Annotated in this window: 11 protein-coding genes and 2 pseudogenes; 3 read left to right on the top strand and 10 right to left on the bottom strand. The window is 45.1% G+C overall.

The annotated features are described in order from the left end of the window. From ACO4PX_RS03125 to ACO4PX_RS03115, 3 genes and pseudogenes are all read right to left on the bottom strand, one after another. Window positions 1-1,069 (bottom strand): annotated as a pseudogene (locus tag ACO4PX_RS03125) (cell surface protein); the annotation flags it as partial. A gap of 367 nt (window positions 1,070-1,436) precedes the next feature. Beyond that, the gene (locus tag ACO4PX_RS03120) at window positions 1,437-3,236 is read right to left on the bottom strand and encodes a cell surface protein (protein WP_485571378.1); all 1,800 of its coding nucleotides are present in this window, start codon (window positions 3,234-3,236) and stop codon (window positions 1,437-1,439) included. Between the two features lie 365 nt (window positions 3,237-3,601). Then, window positions 3,602-5,149, bottom strand: a complete 1,548-nt coding sequence (locus ACO4PX_RS03115; RefSeq protein WP_485571376.1) for a carbon starvation CstA family protein — start codon at window positions 5,147-5,149, stop codon at window positions 3,602-3,604. 329 nt (window positions 5,150-5,478) lie between these two features. Between ACO4PX_RS03115 and ACO4PX_RS03110 the strand changes: the two genes are divergently transcribed. The 3 genes from ACO4PX_RS03110 to ACO4PX_RS03100 all read left to right on the top strand — a co-directional run bounded on the left by ACO4PX_RS03110 (window position 5,479) and on the right by ACO4PX_RS03100 (window position 9,117). Then, window positions 5,479-6,399, top strand: a complete 921-nt coding sequence (locus ACO4PX_RS03110) for an AAA family ATPase (RefSeq protein ID WP_485571374.1) — start codon at window positions 5,479-5,481, stop codon at window positions 6,397-6,399. After that, on the top strand, window positions 6,396-8,102 hold the full coding sequence (locus ACO4PX_RS03105; RefSeq protein WP_485571372.1) for a vWA domain-containing protein: 1,707 nt from the start codon (window positions 6,396-6,398) through the stop codon (window positions 8,100-8,102). The genes ACO4PX_RS03110 and ACO4PX_RS03105 overlap by 4 nt, the downstream gene beginning before the upstream one ends. Before the next feature lie 160 nt (window positions 8,103-8,262). Continuing rightward, entirely contained in the window at window positions 8,263-9,117 is an 855-nt protein-coding gene (locus ACO4PX_RS03100) for a DegV family protein (protein WP_485571370.1), read from the top strand. Between the two features lie 51 nt (window positions 9,118-9,168). Here the strand turns inward: ACO4PX_RS03100 and ACO4PX_RS03095 are convergent, their stop codons facing one another. From ACO4PX_RS03095 to ACO4PX_RS03065, 7 genes and pseudogenes are all read right to left on the bottom strand, one after another. Then, window positions 9,169-10,164 carry a peptidylprolyl isomerase gene (locus tag ACO4PX_RS03095; RefSeq protein ID WP_485571368.1) on the bottom strand — a complete coding sequence of 332 codons (996 nt, stop codon included), beginning with the start codon at window positions 10,162-10,164 and terminating at the stop codon, window positions 9,169-9,171. Continuing rightward, entirely contained in the window at window positions 10,142-10,612 is a 471-nt protein-coding gene (locus ACO4PX_RS03090; RefSeq protein WP_007157000.1) for a divergent PAP2 family protein, read from the bottom strand. Before ACO4PX_RS03090 ends, ACO4PX_RS03095 begins: the two co-directional genes overlap by 23 nt. 131 nt (window positions 10,613-10,743) lie before the next feature. Beyond that, entirely contained in the window at window positions 10,744-12,189 is a 1,446-nt protein-coding gene (gene glgA / locus ACO4PX_RS03085; RefSeq protein ID WP_485571366.1) for a glycogen synthase GlgA, read from the bottom strand. A gap of 155 nt (window positions 12,190-12,344) precedes the next feature. Next, window positions 12,345-14,021 carry a DNA repair protein RecN gene (gene recN, locus ACO4PX_RS03080; protein ID WP_485571364.1) on the bottom strand — a complete coding sequence of 559 codons (1,677 nt, stop codon included), beginning with the start codon at window positions 14,019-14,021 and terminating at the stop codon, window positions 12,345-12,347. Between the two features lie 17 nt (window positions 14,022-14,038). Further along, window positions 14,039-14,491 (bottom strand): arginine repressor, encoded by a 453-nt coding sequence (locus ACO4PX_RS03075; protein ID WP_485541512.1) that lies wholly within the window; start codon window positions 14,489-14,491, stop codon window positions 14,039-14,041. Window positions 14,492-14,503: 12 nt separating this feature from the next. Continuing rightward, window positions 14,504-15,319, bottom strand: a complete 816-nt coding sequence (locus tag ACO4PX_RS03070) for an NAD(+)/NADH kinase (protein WP_183682620.1) — start codon at window positions 15,317-15,319, stop codon at window positions 14,504-14,506. Between the two features lie 201 nt (window positions 15,320-15,520). Then, window positions 15,521-16,348: pseudogene (locus ACO4PX_RS03065) on the bottom strand (TlyA family RNA methyltransferase). Between the last annotated feature and the right edge of the window lie 5 nt (window positions 16,349-16,353).

Below are 16,353 nucleotides of genomic sequence, written 5' to 3'. Positions count from 1 at the left end.
ATGCTTTGCCGGTAACAGGATCTTTGCCATAGATTCTTTCGTTAGCCGCATTTTCATCGGAGCCTTGCTTCGCCAGGGGGGTCATCTGGGTTAAATCCAAATCCATAACAAGGCTTACCTTCTTCTTGGAAAAGGAAGATTTTCCATAATTAATGCGATAAATCATGGGATTTCCATCCGCAGAGCTTAGCTCATAGTGCTTCTTAGCATCTTCCAAGTCTGTAGGAAGATGAAAACTTCCTTCTACGTCATTTCCCAAAGTAAAGGCGGAACGAAGACCTGTCTCTAAATTTCTTACGAACATATCATTTGATCCCGGCATAATTCCGGCTGATGCATTAATGATATTTGTCACAGGAGAAACATCCAAATCCGCCTTCAGAGAATAGCTATCCTCCTTATTCACCTGATGTGCTGCGATATTTGTACTATCATAGGCTTCTGTACTCTCATCCTTTTTAATGGAAAGATCCCCTTGGAGAACTACATCTTTGTTTTTAAGCCTGGTAATTACATTCTCTTCTACTCCGGTATGACTTTCCGCAATGGTCTTCTCTCCCTTGGCATCTTCTGCCGTCACAGTGGCATCCACATGAATCACAGGTCCGGTTTCCCCTCCACTGGTTTTATCTGCATGCGTAGAAATGTCCGTACCTTGTTTTTGATCATCCGACACCACGGTATTCACATTGTTCGGTGCAGTAGTACCGGGATCCACTGCAGCTTCTTCTACTGTAACAACTGACTCTTCTCCCCCGCTGGTTGTTCCCGCTCCTACGGCTGTGCCTGTTGCTGCCGTCGATCCTGTCGCTGCTTCTGCCACTACTCCTGTTGCAGTTTCTGTCGCTCCTGTTACCGTTTCTGCCGCTGCTCCTGTTGTAACCCCTGTTGCAGTTTCTACAGCTGTTGCTGCCGTCGATCCTGTCGCTGCTTCCGTTGTTCCTGACGTTGCCGCTGAAGCAGCTGTAGCAGGATTTGCTTCCTCAGCTCTGGCATTCATAGGAATTGCAACCATTGCTCCTGTCATAGCCAATGCAGCTACCTGTACTTTTAAGTTTTTCTTCTTCATTCTCATTCTCCCTGTGTTTAGAAAAGCTTTTTCAACTTTTCATCTGTCTTTTTTAAAGCACTTACAGGAAAAAACAGAAGAAATTTGTACAAAGCTGCTGATACTATTGTTCTATTTCTCCTGTTTTTGCTTTAAAAAATTAAAATAACTATAAGCACTATACTAAGAAAAAAGTATAAATAAGTCAAATCTTAATTCACAAAACGAGATACCGCACACTACGTGAGCGATACTCGTTAAGAAATAAACCGTTGCAGAACTGTTCATTCCATGTTCTACAACGGTTTATTATTCCTCTAATGATATTCGTGTTTTTCCGTATTAACAGTAAAATGTACTAGATACAGAAAAAATGATTATCGGCATATTAATTTTCTTTTTTCTTCTGAAGTACCACAAAGCCTGCCAAGGATGCTAATGAAATTCCGAAAAGGGAAGCCCAAAGGCCTGTGAAGTTGTAATCTCCGGTTGCTACGGATGCTCGGTCGGATACGCCCTTTACGCTTGGACGGGATTCTCCCAATACAGTTCCCTGCTTTTTCTCAACGGTTTCCGCTACAGGAGCCACACGGTTCTCTCCTAAAACTTCACCCGCAGGGGTAGAAGCGGTAGGACGATTCTCTCCCAGCACCTCTCCAGGAGTGGAAGAACCCGGTGTTACAATAGGAGTACTTGTTCTGCTTCCTCCACCATTACTTGGTGCAATAGGATTACTTGGTCTAGCCGGATTGCTTGGTTCCTCCGGACTTATTGGAGTAGTTGGATTTGTAGGCTCAACAGGTTGTACCGGTTCAACGGGCTTTATCTTGTTCTCTACTGTGGTCATCTTTACAGTTAAATCAACCTTATTATTTCCGTTATCATTTCCGGCGATTCTGTCACGACCGGCTACAAAGTCACGGCCTTTCTCATTCTGGATAGCTCCCCAATTATAGGCAGCCTTACCTCTAACTGTTCCTCTAATACCAAAAAACTCTACCGTTTTACTTACATCCGCCTTCATATAACCTACCAAGGTTCCCCGAATGGTTCCCTCTGCAGTTCTGGTTTTCTCTGTGGCGGTTTCTGTTTCTTCTACATTGCCATGTGCCGCATTAAACTTAATACCCTTCATGATTAACTGAATCTTCTTTGCAGACTTGTTAATCAAATCATTCAAAGTTCCAAAGGTACTGATTTCCGCCTTGGGATTCTGATATTTGCTTAAATCCAAGTCCATGGCAATGCTAACCTTATCCTTAGCAAAGGAGGAATTGGCATAATTAATGCGGTACATCATTGGATTGCCGTCTGCTGAACTCAGCTCATAGTGCTTCTTAGCATCTTCAAGGCTTGTGGGCAGGTGGAAGCTTCCCTCTAAGTCTCTTCCCATCTCAAAGGTGGAACGAAGTCCGGTTTCCATTTTATCAATGTTAACCTCCTTCATAAGACTGTTTAACCGTGCTGAAGCATTGATAGCATTATTTACTGCATTAACATCCAGGTCAGCCTTTAAGCTATAGCTATCCTCTTTATTGACTTCATGTGCTGCATCACCGGTACTATCAAAGTCTGTACTGTTATCCTTTGCAATAGAAAGGTCACCCTGCATTACCACGTCTTTATTTTTCACATTGCCCAATACAGACGGTAAACCTTCAACTTTATCTCCAATAGTTCCTTCTCCCTTAGCCTCTTCCGGTGTAATCGTTGTGTCAACTTTGAGAATAGGGGTTTTCGCAACAATATCCGTTCCCTGCTTATTATCATCCGGCACTACAGTATCCACATTGTTGGGAACAGTGGTGGCAGGGTCTGCCGGGGCCTCTGCTACGGTAACCGGTGCTGCTACGGCTGCCGGGGCTAACGCTTCCGTGGTCGCTGTTGCTGCTGTTCCGGTGCTTGCTCCGCTTCCGGCACCGGTTGCCGTTGCACCTGTTCCGGCGGTCGCCGCTGTGCCTGTTGCAGGAGTACTTGCTCCGCTAGTTGTCCCGCTTACCGCAGGCGTGGTCGCTGTACTTGCTGCAGGAGCTGCTGCGGCAGTGGCAGATGCTTCTGTACTGCTTGTGCTCGCAGTCGCCGGTGCTGCCGTGCTTGCTTCTTCCGCTCTTACGGTCAATGGTGCAGCTGCAATGGCTCCTGTCATGGCGAGTGCAGCTACTTGTACTTTCAGTTTCTTTTTCTTCATTTTTCATTCTCCCTTACTAGGTAATTTTTTTGTCCCATAGTAGCTACAACTCTCTTCCCTGATTTCTGCTATGGTACGAGTAGGCCGGACTAAATACAGGGAATCGTCTTCTCCCTCCGATTCCCATTCCGCCTACAGATGATTATTAAAATCCAGAGTAAATATACTCCATATCCTAAGAGAAAATCAATAAATACTTAATTTTTAATTTATAAAAAATGTATAAAAAAAGATTGACTGCCTCTTCCGAAGCAATCAATCTTTCAATTCATCCTTATATAATCATTTACAGACACGGTTCATCTAAACGACTATCCCTTATCAAAAAGGACTTGCCTGTTCCAAATATGGAACACTTTCAGCCATTATTTTACGGTAGGCTCAGGAGTGGTGCCGCCCTTCTTACCTCTAATAATTACAAGAACAAGGTAAATAGCAGCCACAATTACACCGCCCACATAGGCGATTGGCCAGCTTAAACCAAAGCCCAGCTTTGCATTTAAGATATAGCTTGCGCAGATGAAGGTGTAGAAGGTACCGGGAAGCAGTGGCATCCATGCCCATTTTGCTTTTCCGTTAATCATGAGATAAATACCTGCCGCAGCCAAGGGGAACAATGCCATAGTCTGGTTAGACCATGCGAAGTATCTCCAAAGAATCTGGAAGCCCTTAGGATCAAACTTTGCCCAAACCAAGATTCCTGCTACCAGGATAAAGATTGGAATGGCAAGGCTTAATCTTCTGAAATTGTTATCCTGCTTAATGTGGAAGGTATCTGCAATGGTAAGACGTAATGCACGAAGTGCAGTATCTCCGGATGTAATCGGAAGAATGATAATACCGATAAGTGCTATTGCTCCGCCAATAGGTCCTAAAGCTCTTCTACAAACTACACCGACTACAGAGGTTGGAGAAATAGCAACCAACTCTCCCGCCTTCTGAATCATGTACTGGAAGGTTCCTGCCTTCTCATTAAATACCATGCTGATTCCGCCCTGGTCTGCAGTGAACTGAATCAATGCCATTGTTCCTGCCGCCCATACCATGGCGATGAAGCCTTCTACAGCCATCATGTTATAGAAAGTCATTCTTCCATCCTTCTCACTCTTAATGGTTCTTGCTACAAGAGCAGTCTGGGAAGAGTGGAATCCGGAAAGAATTCCGCAGGCTACGGTTACGAAGAAAATCGGGAAAAAGTTCTGTGTCCAGAAATAATCTCCATAGTTAAAGGAAGGAGTATTCCAGTTTCCGAAAATCTCTACTAACGGGTAGCGAAAAATTACCATTACAGCAAATACACCTACTGCGGAGAATACCAGGATTGCACCGAAGATAGGATAGATTCTTCCGATAATCTTATCGATGGGGAATACAGTAGCAATTAAGTAGTATGCGAAAATAATACCGTAGATAATCCAGGTGGAAGCCTCTGTAGGTGAACCGCTGAATCCGAATACCTGGGTTGCGGTAATGTCTCCGGGAGTGTAAATGAACACGGTTCCTACTAAAAGTAAAAGCACACATACAAATACATCATAAATCCAGAACACTGCCTTGTTGGTATAACGTCTTACCATCTCCGGCATCTGGGCTCCGCCGTCACGGGTACAAATCATTCCCGCAAAGTAGTCATGTACCGCTCCGCCAATAACATTTCCGATAGGAATGGTAAGCAGTGCAATCGGTCCGAACAAAATACCCTGAATCGGTCCAAGAATAGGTCCTGTTCCGGCAATGTTCAGTAAGTTAATTAAAGCATTTTTCCAAGTAGGCATCGGAACATAATCCACACCATCCTGCTTGGCGTAAGCCGGTGTCTCTCTGTCGTCCGGCTGGAATACATGATCGCAAAGGCGACCCATAGCCATTCCGCCGACGATGAGAATCACAAGGCCGATCATAAAGGTAACCATAAGTAATCCTCCCCTTCTTTCCTCAATTTTGTGCAAAACTAAAAATACACCTTGTTCACAGAAATTTCAATATTTTATCCATTTATTTCAAAATCAATAAGTACTTAATTATAGTTTATTTGCCTAAATTTCCTTTCTATTGACGATAATCTGTTAAATAAATAGCAATTTTGTATTTTGTACACATACATTATCCTCTAAAATCAAAGGATGGTTTTTTCATTTTTTTGTGCTATTCAAATAAAAGATTAGGAATTTTAAGATTTCTGTACTAAACTGCGGTAAAATAGCCGTCAGAAAGAATAATAAAAGTAGATAGGGGATAGAAAATGAAGGATATTTTGACATTTTTAGAAGAAGAAGGTATTTCGGAGAAGCTTTTAGAGGAGCTGCGCTCCTTCCGTTCCTTTTACAAGCTGGAAGAAGAGGACGACAAGCGTTTGCCGAAAATGGAGTATTTGTACTATGGAAAGGAAATCTGGGAAGCCGCCATTGCCGCCCTGCTTTCCGGAGCGAACCTGCTTTTGGACGGTCCTAAGGCCACGGGCAAAAACGTTTTAGCCCAGGGACTGGCTCTGGCATTTTCCCGTCCTGAATGGGATATTTCCCTTTATGTCAATTCAGACGCCTCCTCCCTGTTGGGTAGCGATACCTTTTCCCAAGGAGAAGTGAAGCTTCGTAAGGGACCGATTCTGGAGTGTGCCCTTCGTGGGGGCTTCGGCATCTTAGACGAAATCAATATGGCGAAAAATGAATCCTTGGCGGTACTACACGCTACCCTGGACTTCCGTCACAGCATCGACCTGCCGGGCTACGGCCAGTTCCCCCTGCATGAAGCTACCCGCTTTATCGGCACCATGAATTACGGTTATGCAGGAACCAGAGAGGTAAATGAGGCCTTAGCTTCCCGTTTTCTGGTTCTCCACATGCCGGTGATCAGCACGGAGAATCTGGATAAGCTTTTGCAGCAGCAATTTCCGAACTTATCGGAGGAATACAGAAAGCAGTTTGCCCTCCTCTTTTCTGAAATTCAGGAAAAGGTTTCCGGGGGTGAAATTTCCAGCAGGAGCTTAGACCTTAGAGGTTTAATTTCTTCTATTAAAGCAATGCAGAAGGGCTTATCCGTATCCAAGGCTTTGGAAATGGGACTGGTAAACAAGTCCTTTGACCTTTACGAAAGACAGTTGGTACAGGATTTACTGGATGCCAGAATTCCTAAAGAGCTTTCCGGAGAGCGTATTTTCCTATGATGCTGACAGAATTTGAAAAAAAGCGGGCTGCCAATATGATTTGGAACGGTGCCCATAACTATAAGGTCTCTCCCGGCTACCGTATGTATGATTACGAAGGCAAGGCGGACCTGTATTGGAATACCATCATTGGTGCCAGCTATACTCATTTTGACTGGAAGAAATTAACGGCATTCTACAGCACCTTTCACGAAACTCTGGGGCAGGAAACCTACGAAACGCTCTTTTGGCTGGCTTTGGAAAATGCCACCTTCGAAAAGGAAAGTCCTCTAAGAGAAAGTCTGGCTCTCCTTCGCAGAGAATATTGCAAACGAAAACTTCAGGAATTTATTCCCAGTATTGCGGAAAGCCGAGAAGGCTGGATCTTAGAAGGACATTATAAGACAGCCTTGGGAGAGGACTGCGGTCTGCCGGATCTGGTGGATCGAAAGCTTCTAAAAGAAGTGGAAATTTCCGGGGAGCTGAATACCGAAGAATGGATTCAAAGTCTTTCCAAGACCTTGCAAAAATATTTTACCTATCTCCCCGGTCTTCCGGCTGCCATGCAGAAGAAAAAGCGGGAATTCAAGATTCCCCACCTTTTCTTTTGGCTAAAGGATGAAAATGGAAGTTCCTCCGGAAGTCCAAAAAAGCTGGTTTTAGGACTTTTAGAGAGAAGCAAGGGAGGGGCGGACAGCCGGGATGTGGAAACTGCCTCCGAAAAATACCAAAAAATCACCGAGGAGGGCCTTCGAAAATATATTCAAAGTTATTTCGGACAGCCACTCTTCGATAAGAAAAAATCCGAAGCTATGGAAAAAGCCTGCTGCACCGGAAATCATCAGGGGGCAAGGCTGTATTTTACCAATGGCAAGGAGGAAGAAAATCTGAAGGGCTTCGCGGCGAAGATGCGAAAGGAAATGGAAGCCCAGCGAAAGAAAAACGAACAGGCCTATGAAAAAGAAGAAAGCTATAACCAGACACAGATTTTCAGACTAAGTCAGATGTTGAAAAATGCGCTTCTTAGCAGCTTGGAGCCAAGTCCTGTCCTTTCCAATCAGGGCAAATTGATTCCTTCTCTTTTGTGGAAACCTCTATATCTAAAGGGCCACAATAAAATTTTCCAAAAGGAAATTGCGGACAGTCAAGGCTCTCTCACGGTGGATTTACTGCTGGATGCCTCTTCTTCCCAGATTCATCGGATGGAAACAGTATCTCAACAGGGCTATATTCTGGCAAAGGCTTTGGATAACTGCCGAATTCCGGTTCGGGTTTTCGGCTACTCCTCCATGAGCGGCTATACGGTTTTAAATCGTTATCGGGATTATACGGAACGGAATAAGAACAAGGAAATTTTCCGTTACTTCACCACCGGTGCGAACCGGGACGGACTGGCACTTTCCGCTGTTTTGGAGCAGTTAAAGGAAAATACCGCCTCCCATCGCCTGCTAATCTGGCTTACGGATTTAAGTCCCAACGATCTTTTGGAGGTAAGAAACAAAGCCAGAAACTATTCCGGAGATCTGGCTATTTCCGACATTCAGGAAATGGTGCATAAAGCCCACATGGAGAACATCTATGTACTACTGGCCTACACCGGAAAGGACAAGGATGTTCCCAATGCCCAGAAGATTTTCGGCAGAAATTTTGCAAAAGTCCAGTCCTTAGAGCATTTTTCCGAGCTGATGGGAAAAATGATTCAGGCGGAAATTCAAAGAATGTAAATATAGTAAAGATTTTGTCAGTGGATAAAAAACAAATAGAGAGTAATCAAAGGCCAAAATCCGAGTAATCAAAGGCCGGAAGCCGACTATACCTTGACAGTACTCCGCATTGCCCTATAATGGATGTAGTATTGAAAACTACTTAGAAAGGGAAAACCCTATGAAATATCAGATTATTTGTGACAGCTGTGGAGATTTCACACCGGAAATGAAGGCGGATCCTCATTTTCGTATGGTTCCCCTAAGCTTGGAAATCGGGGAATATAGAATCATGGATGATGAAACTTTTGATCAGGCAGATTTTATCAAAAGAATGGCTGCCTCTTCCATCGGAGCGAAGACCGCCTGTCCTTCTCCGGAAGCCTTTCAGAAGGCCATTGAGGAATCCGATGCGGATGAGGTATATATTGTAACCCTTTCCGACCAGCTTTCCGGAACCTATCAGGCAGCCAAAATCGGCATTGATCTCTATACGGAGTCCCATGAAGATTCTCCCAAGAAGATTCATTTGTTTAACTCCAAGTCCGCTTCCGCCGGTGAGTGCAAGCTTTGCCTGGATATTCGAGAATGTAAGGAAGCCGGTCTCGGTTTTGTGGAAGTAGTAGATATTATCGAGAAAAAATGTAACGACATCGTAACGGTTTTCGTACTGGAGTCCCTGGAAACCTTACGGAAGAACGGTAGGCTTTCCGCCGTAAAATCCTTCTTGGCTTCCGCCTTAAACATTAAGCCCGTTATGGGTGCAGTAAACGGCACCATTGTAAAGTTGGATCAGCAAAGAGGTATGCAGAAGGCCTTAAAGAGAATGGTGCAGTTAGCTGTTGAGCGTGCCGGGGGCGCGGAAGCGGTAAAAGACAAACGACTGGTAATCACCCATGTCAATGCTCCTAAGCGGGCAGAACAGGTAAAAGAAGACTTCCTGAAGGAAGGAAGCTATAAAGAAATTGTGGTGACCAATGCCGCCGGTGTAGCCACCATTTACGCTAACGATCAGGGAATTGTTGCCGCACTTTAAAATATTTTAAATTTTAAAAATGGGATAGCTCCGGCTATCCCATTTTTATTCCTATTTCGCCTCCGCCACCTTCTCCTGATAATAGGAAAAGAAGTAATCCGCGGTGCTTCCCTCATGACTATGAAGGTCGATTTCCTTCCAGAAGGGTTCCCGGAAGCGGACAATATGCTCTTTTTGATAAGCCTCGTAGCTTTCCTGAAAATGCAGGGATCGAATAGCGGTTTCCAACCTCTCCTTTCGTTCCTTGGTCGCCTCCTCATCATAGGAGCTTAGACATTTTAAAATGTAGTACTTTCCATCCTGAGAAAACACGGAGGAGATTTCATTGTCCTCTAAGGAAAAGGCCACCTTCGCGTATTCATCCTCCCTTTCTCCAAAGGCCAAGTTCTTCTGTAATTCCGGATCCTCGGAATACTGTCTGGCATAATAGGAGAAATTGGCTCCGGCAAGCTTTACCTTTTCTTCCAGCTCCTTCGCCAGGTCTTCATCCTGTACCACAATCTGTTCCACAGAAATCACCTTGGCTTCCGCCGCACTTAATTCTGTATCCACGTTGGCCAAAAGGGACTTTGCCGTCTTTTCCGCCACAAAATAGGCCACATACATATCCACCACGTCCTTCAGACTGCAATTTCCAAAGAAGGCCTTGTCCTCTTCGCTGAGACTTTGGTAAAAGGCATTGGCCGCAGTTCTAATGCTTTCCATCTCCGTTCCATTGGCAATAATTCCCTTTTCCTCCGCCATCAGATTCAAAGTACGGATATCCTGAAGAAATTCCTTGGTTTTTGCCAGGAAATATTCTCCGTAGGTCTTTTCCACCTGTCCTTCCACAGGAAGATTCCAGACTTCCTTCCCCATAATATTTTGAATGCGGTTTCGTTCCGAGCCCACCACAATCATGGCCTGTGCCTCCGTATAGCCGGGGATATTCTCCGTTTTTCCGCTGATTGCAATTCCTTTACAGGAGCTTAGAAGAAAAAGCAGGGAAAGGATAAGGCAGAAAAAACGCCTTATCCTTTTCTTCCTATCCAAAATAGCCATAGACATACCCCATTCCTACTGCAATGGCAAGACCCAGAATGGCTCCCATTAAAACCTGCAGGGGGCTATGCCCCACATATTCCTTTAGCTTTTTTTCAAATTCCTTACCGGTCCAGGCAAAGGGATTATCCAGCAAGAGACGATTCAAAATCACCGCCTGCTTTCCGGTTTCTCTTCTGACTCCGGTGGCATCATACATCACCACAACGGCAAAAACCAGAGCCACCGCAAAGATAGCACTATCCACCCCGTATGAAATTCCGGCCGCCGTGGCTAAAGCCACCACTGTAGAAGAATGGCTGGAGGGCATTCCTCCGGAACCGGTCATTCTCTCCCAATTTATTCCCTTATTAAAATAAGCATCAATCGCTGTCTTACAAACCTGGGCAACAAACCAGGATAGCAGAGCTGAGATCAATAAATAATTGTCTAAAAGTTGCTCTTGAAACGTCATGCCTTTTCTTTGTTTCCTTTCTTCGGCTTTTCATTTATCATTACAGCCTACTACGTTTTAATACCTTCTCTACACTTTGGATATAGCAGTTTCAGCTTTATTTTTAGTACTTTACCTTTCGCTGAAAGTATTTATCTTTCCACCAGCCAGTCATAAAGCTCCTGATACTGAAGAGCGGAACTCTTCCAGGAATAATCCTGTTCCATGCCCCTGGCAATCATTTCTTCCCAAGCCTCCCGATGGTCATAATACACCTGCTCCGCATAACGGATGCCGGCCATCATTTCATGGGCATTGTAATTGGCAAAGGAGAAGCCTGTTCCCTTTCCTTCATATTCGTTGTATGGCTCTACCGTATCCTTCAAGCCTCCGGTTTCCCGGACAATAGGAACCGTGCCGTAGCGAAGGGCAATCAACTGGGAAAGACCGCAGGGCTCAAACAGAGAGGGCATCAGCAAGGCATCACAGCCTGCATAGATTTTATGACTCTTCTCTTCGGAATAGTAAATCTGGGCAGAAACCTTCCTGGGATACTTCCATGCGTAATGACGGAAGAAATTCTCATAGCCGTCCTCGCCTGTACCCAAAACCACAAACTGAATCTTATCCTGGCATATTTCATCAAAAACTCTTACTAAAAGATCCAGACCCTTTTGGTCCGTTAGTCGGCTAACCATGCCAATCAGCATACAACCCGGATCAGGCTCCAAGCCCAGCTCCTCCTGTAAGGCTTTCTTCACCTCCGGCTTTCCCATCCTGAAGGAAGCAGAGTCGTAGTGGGCAGGCAAGAAAGGATCTCTCTTCGGATTCCATTCCTCATAGTCAATCCCGTTTACGATTCCCCGAAGGTCATGGTCTCTGGCCTGTAAAAGTCCTTCCAAGCCCTCCCCGAAGAAGGGATATTGAATCTCCCTGGCATAGGTTTTACTGACGGTGGTAATGGCATCCGCATAAACCAAACCGCCCTTTAAGAGATTACCGTTTCTATCGCATTCCAGCTTATCCGGTGTGAAATAATAATCCGACAGCTCCGTAAAGCGTTTAATGGTCTTAATATCCCACACGCCTTGGAAGCGAAGATTGTGAATGGTAAATACGGAACGAATGGAACGGAAAAACTCACCTCCCGCAAAACGATCCTTTAATAAAACCGGTGCCAATCCGGTCTGCCAGTCATGACAATGCAGCACATCCGGATGAAAATCCAAAAGAGGAAGGGCTGATAAAGCCGCATAACAGAAGAAGCAGAATTTCTCCAAGTCCCAGTACCAGTTTCCATAGGGTTTGTTTCCGGAAAAATAATATTCATTGTCAATAAAGTAGTAGAGAATCCCGTCTACTTCCTGTTCTAAGACTCCTACGTAGCGGGACTGTCCTAAATAGTCCATATAGAAGTGGGTCTTGTATTTTAGTTCATTCCTTTTCTCTTCAGGAATACACATGTATTTGGGAATCATCACCCTACAATCAAAGTAATTGGAATCCAGAGCTTTGGGTAAAGAACCGCACACATCCGCCAAACCTCCTGTTTTGATAAAGGGAACTGCCTCTGATGCAAGAAATAAAATGTTTTTCATCCTATCCTCCTTCCAAAATACCGCCTGTTTTCCGTAAATCCTAAACTGCTTATCCTTCCGTAGAAGCTGCTTATATTTGCTTTTTCTGTCATTTCGAAACAAAGTAAATCTCTATGAAGCTTTTAATGCGAAAGCTTAGACACTTCTTCCTTATTCTATGCATTCGAAACCTTAGCCTTCTTCACCTTGGACTTTGCCTTCAGCTCTCTGGCATTTTCCAGGGAAGCCTCCGAAATCTCATCTCCTCCAAGAAGCCTTGCCAGCTCTTCTATAGATTCCTTCTCCTCCAAGGGATGAATCCTGGTGTGGGTGGCACCATCCTCCACTGTCTTTTCAATGAGAAAATGATGGTCTGCCTTTGCCGCAATCTGGGGCAGGTGGGTAATCAAAATCACCTGATGATTCTTCGCAATCTTCTGGAGCTTTTCTCCCACCTTCTCCGCAGTTCTTCCGGAAATTCCGGTGTCAATCTCGTCAAAAATCAGGGTGGAAACTCCGTCCGTATCCGCCAAAACCGTCTTGATGGAGAGCATAATGCGGGACAACTCTCCTCCGGAGCCCACCTCCCGAAGAGGTCGAAGAGGTTCTCCCGGGTTCAGGCTCACATAGGCCTCTACCTCATCCAAGCCCTTTTCTGTTGGCTCCTTCTTTTCCTGAAAATGGAATTCGAATTTGGTGTCCAGGAATCCCATTTCCTGCATTTCCCCTTGGATTTGCTTGGCTAAGACCTTGGCATCCTCCTGCCTTTCTTTGGAAAGGAGCAAAGCCTTCTCCCTAAGGAGCTTTTCCTGTGCTACGATAGCCTTCTTCGCCTTTTCTTCGTCCTTCTCATAGTCCAAAAGAAAAGTTCTTCTTTCCTCTTTCTTGGCCAATGCAGCCAGAGCCTTGGCTTCCGTACCTCCATGCTTCATCATGACTCTGCGAATCTGTTCCAGCCGTTCTCCCAGTGTAAAAAGCTTTTCCTCATCCACCTCCGCATGGTCCAGATAATGGTCTAAAGAGCGGAGACAATCCTCTCCCACCGCCTCCAAATCATAAAGGCTGTCGGAAAGCCCCTTTAAGCTTTCATCAAAATCCTTGGCCTCTTCCACCGCCTGAATGGGACGGTGAAAATCCATTTCCTCCAGACTTTCCTTTGCGGAAAGAAGCAGGCTCTTCAGCCTGTCCATATTTTCATAAAGGCTGTATTCCTTAGTAAGTTCCGCCTCTTCCCCCTCGGAAAGATGGGCATCCGCCAGCTCCTGAATCTCAAAATCCAGAAAATCCAGCTCCCTAGTTCTTTCCTCTTCCTTTAGGGAAAATTTCTGCAAGGCTCTCTTTTTTTCCTGTAGCAAATGGTAAGCATCCGCCACTTCCTCTAAAAGCTTTCCGCCCTGCTTTTTCCGAAAGCCGTCGATAATCTCCAAATGGGAGCCTTCCCGAAGCAGGCTTTGATGCTCATGCTGTCCGTGCAAATCCAAAAGACCGCCGGTAATTTCCCGAAGCTTAGCCAGGGTAAGCCCTAAATCATTGACCCGAATATCGGACTTCTTTTCAGAAATCTTCCTGCGAATCAAGAGTCTTTCCTCTTCCAGCTCTAAATCCTCTTCCAAGGCTTGAATCCGGCGCACTTCCTCCTCCGTTAAGGAGAAGTCCAGCTCCACAATGGCCTGTTCTTTTCCATGACGAATCAGGTCTTTATTGGCCTTTTGCCCCAGAGCCAGCTGAATGGAGCCAAGCAAAATAGACTTTCCTGCTCCGGTTTCTCCGGTTAAGACATTTAAGCCGCCGGAAAACTCTACAACGGATTTTTCTATCAAAGCCAAATCTTTTACCAGCAGTCGATCCAGCATGCCTTCCTCCTTATTTGCTAGCCTCTCATCAGGCTTTCAATGCTATCCTTTAAAGCCTGACTATCCTTCTCTCCGGAAGTTACACAGAAGATGGTATCATCTCCCGCAAGACTTCCCACGATTTCCGAAAAATGATGCTGGTCAATGGCCATAGCCACTCCATTTGCCATACCGGAAAGGGTTTTGATGACCAAAATATTGCTCGCCACCGCCATGGATACCGTGCCGTCCCGCATAACCCGGACAAATTTCTCCAAATCTCTCTCCGGAGACTCCTTTAAAAGGCTCTGGTAAACCATCTTGCCGTGTTTTTGCATTTTCGTAAGCTGCAATGACTTGATGTCCCGGGACACCGTGGCCTGTGTTACGGAATACCCCTCCAGCTGTAGCTGTCTGGCCAGCTCCTCCTGGGTTTCAATATCCTGTTCTTCGATTAAAGAAAGAATTCTATCCTGTCTTGTCTTTTTCATCAAAAACCTCTCTTATAAGTTTGCCATCTTCTCTCGCAAAGTATGAAGAAAACTTTCCTTGGAAAATTTAATCAAAACCGTTTCTTCCTTGGCCTTCCTGATTCGTACCACATCTCCGGCCAGAAGTTCGATAGGAGCCTCTCCGTCAAAGGACAGCACCTGATCTCCCCCCTCCATCACAATCTCCAGGGTTCTCCGATTATCCAAAACCACCGCTCTGGCATTTAAGGAATGGGCGCAGATAGGATTCATGATATACACCGGCGCTTCCGGGGAAATGATGGGGCCTCCCGCAGAAAGATTATAGGCGGTGGAACCTGTAGGCGTGGAAATGATGATTCCGTCTGCGGAATAGTGAACCATTTCCATCCCGTCGCAAAAGACCTGAAAATGATGTATGGACACCCCTCGCACTCTGGAGAGTAAAAGCTCATTCAAGGCAGACCTCGAAAATATCTCCTTTCCCTGTCGGAAAATGCTGCCGGAAAGCATAGCTCTTCGATCCTCCACATAATCCCCGGCCACAAGCCGTTCTATGGCTTCCGCAATCCTTCTTCTCTGGCGAATTTCCGTAAGGTAACCAAGATGTCCCGCATTGATTCCTAAAATCGGAACCGGCATTCCCTGTAAAACTCCGGTGGTATGGAGAATCGTGCCGTCTCCTCCCAAGGTAATCAGACAATCCATCCCCACAAAATCCTCTCTGGAAAAATCCTTATTCAAAAAAATCTTGGGACGAATGCCTTTCTTCGCTAATTCTTCTTCTATGATTTTCTGGAAGCTCTCTGCCTCTGGCTTTGTTTGATTCACAATGAGTGCCAAATTCATGTATTTCTTTCCTCTCTAGTATAGCATATCTTCCTCTAGCTTGCTTAAACTATAAGTTCTGCAATGAATTTTATTTAAGCTTTTATTCCTGCACTAAATATTATTTTAACTTGAATTTCTACAATGAATTTTTATTTTAGCTATAAACCTTGCTGTAAACTTTACGAAAACGATATGTCTTAATTAGGACAGTGGTCAAAACTATAAATCCTGGTGGGAAGCTTCCGTAATTCGCATAAGCTCGGCTTCCCAAGCTTCCGATAATGCCTCCTCAGCATTTCACCTATCCTCCAAAAAGCAAAGGTACTCGATATTTCCCTCCGGTCCCTTAATAGGAGAAAAATCCAGTCCCTGTACCGAAAAGCCGATAGAAGATGCGAAGGACAGTACCTTTCGGATCACTTCCTGATGCACGGCAATGTCCCGTACTACGCCTTTCTTTCCTACCTGTTCTCTTCCCGCCTCAAACTGAGGCTTAATCAGGCAAACTACCTGAGAAGGAAGCTTCCCCAGCTTCTTCACTACAGGAAGCACCAAGCTTAAACTAATAAAAGAAACATCTATGGAAAAGAAGGAGGGTTTTTCTCCCAGTGCTAAAATGTCCTCTTCCTCCACATAGCGAATATTACACTTTTCCATGGAATGCACTCTTTCATCGTTTCGTAACTTCCAATCCAGCTGTCCATGGCCCACATCCACGGCATAAACCTCCACCGCTCCGTTTTGAAGCATACAATCCGTAAAGCCTCCGGTGGAAGCACCGATATCCATACAAACTCTATTTTCCAAAGAAATCGGGAAAGACTTTAGGGCTTTCTCTAATTTTAAGCCCCCTCTGGACACATAGGGAAGAGCCTTTCCCTTCACAAGAATCTCCGCGTCCTCCGGAAAGCTGCTGCCGGCCTTATCTTCCTTTTCCCCATTGACAAAAACCAGCCCTGCCATAATGGCTCGCTTAGCCTTTTCCCGGCTTTCCATAAGCCCTCTTTCCACCAAAAGAACATCCAGCCGTTCCTTCTTTCCAGCCATGCTTT

It is taken from the genome of Oribacterium sp. (assembly GCF_057249185.1).
Note: the sequence above shows the minus strand (reverse complement) of the source record. Positions and strands in the feature narration are given on the sequence as shown.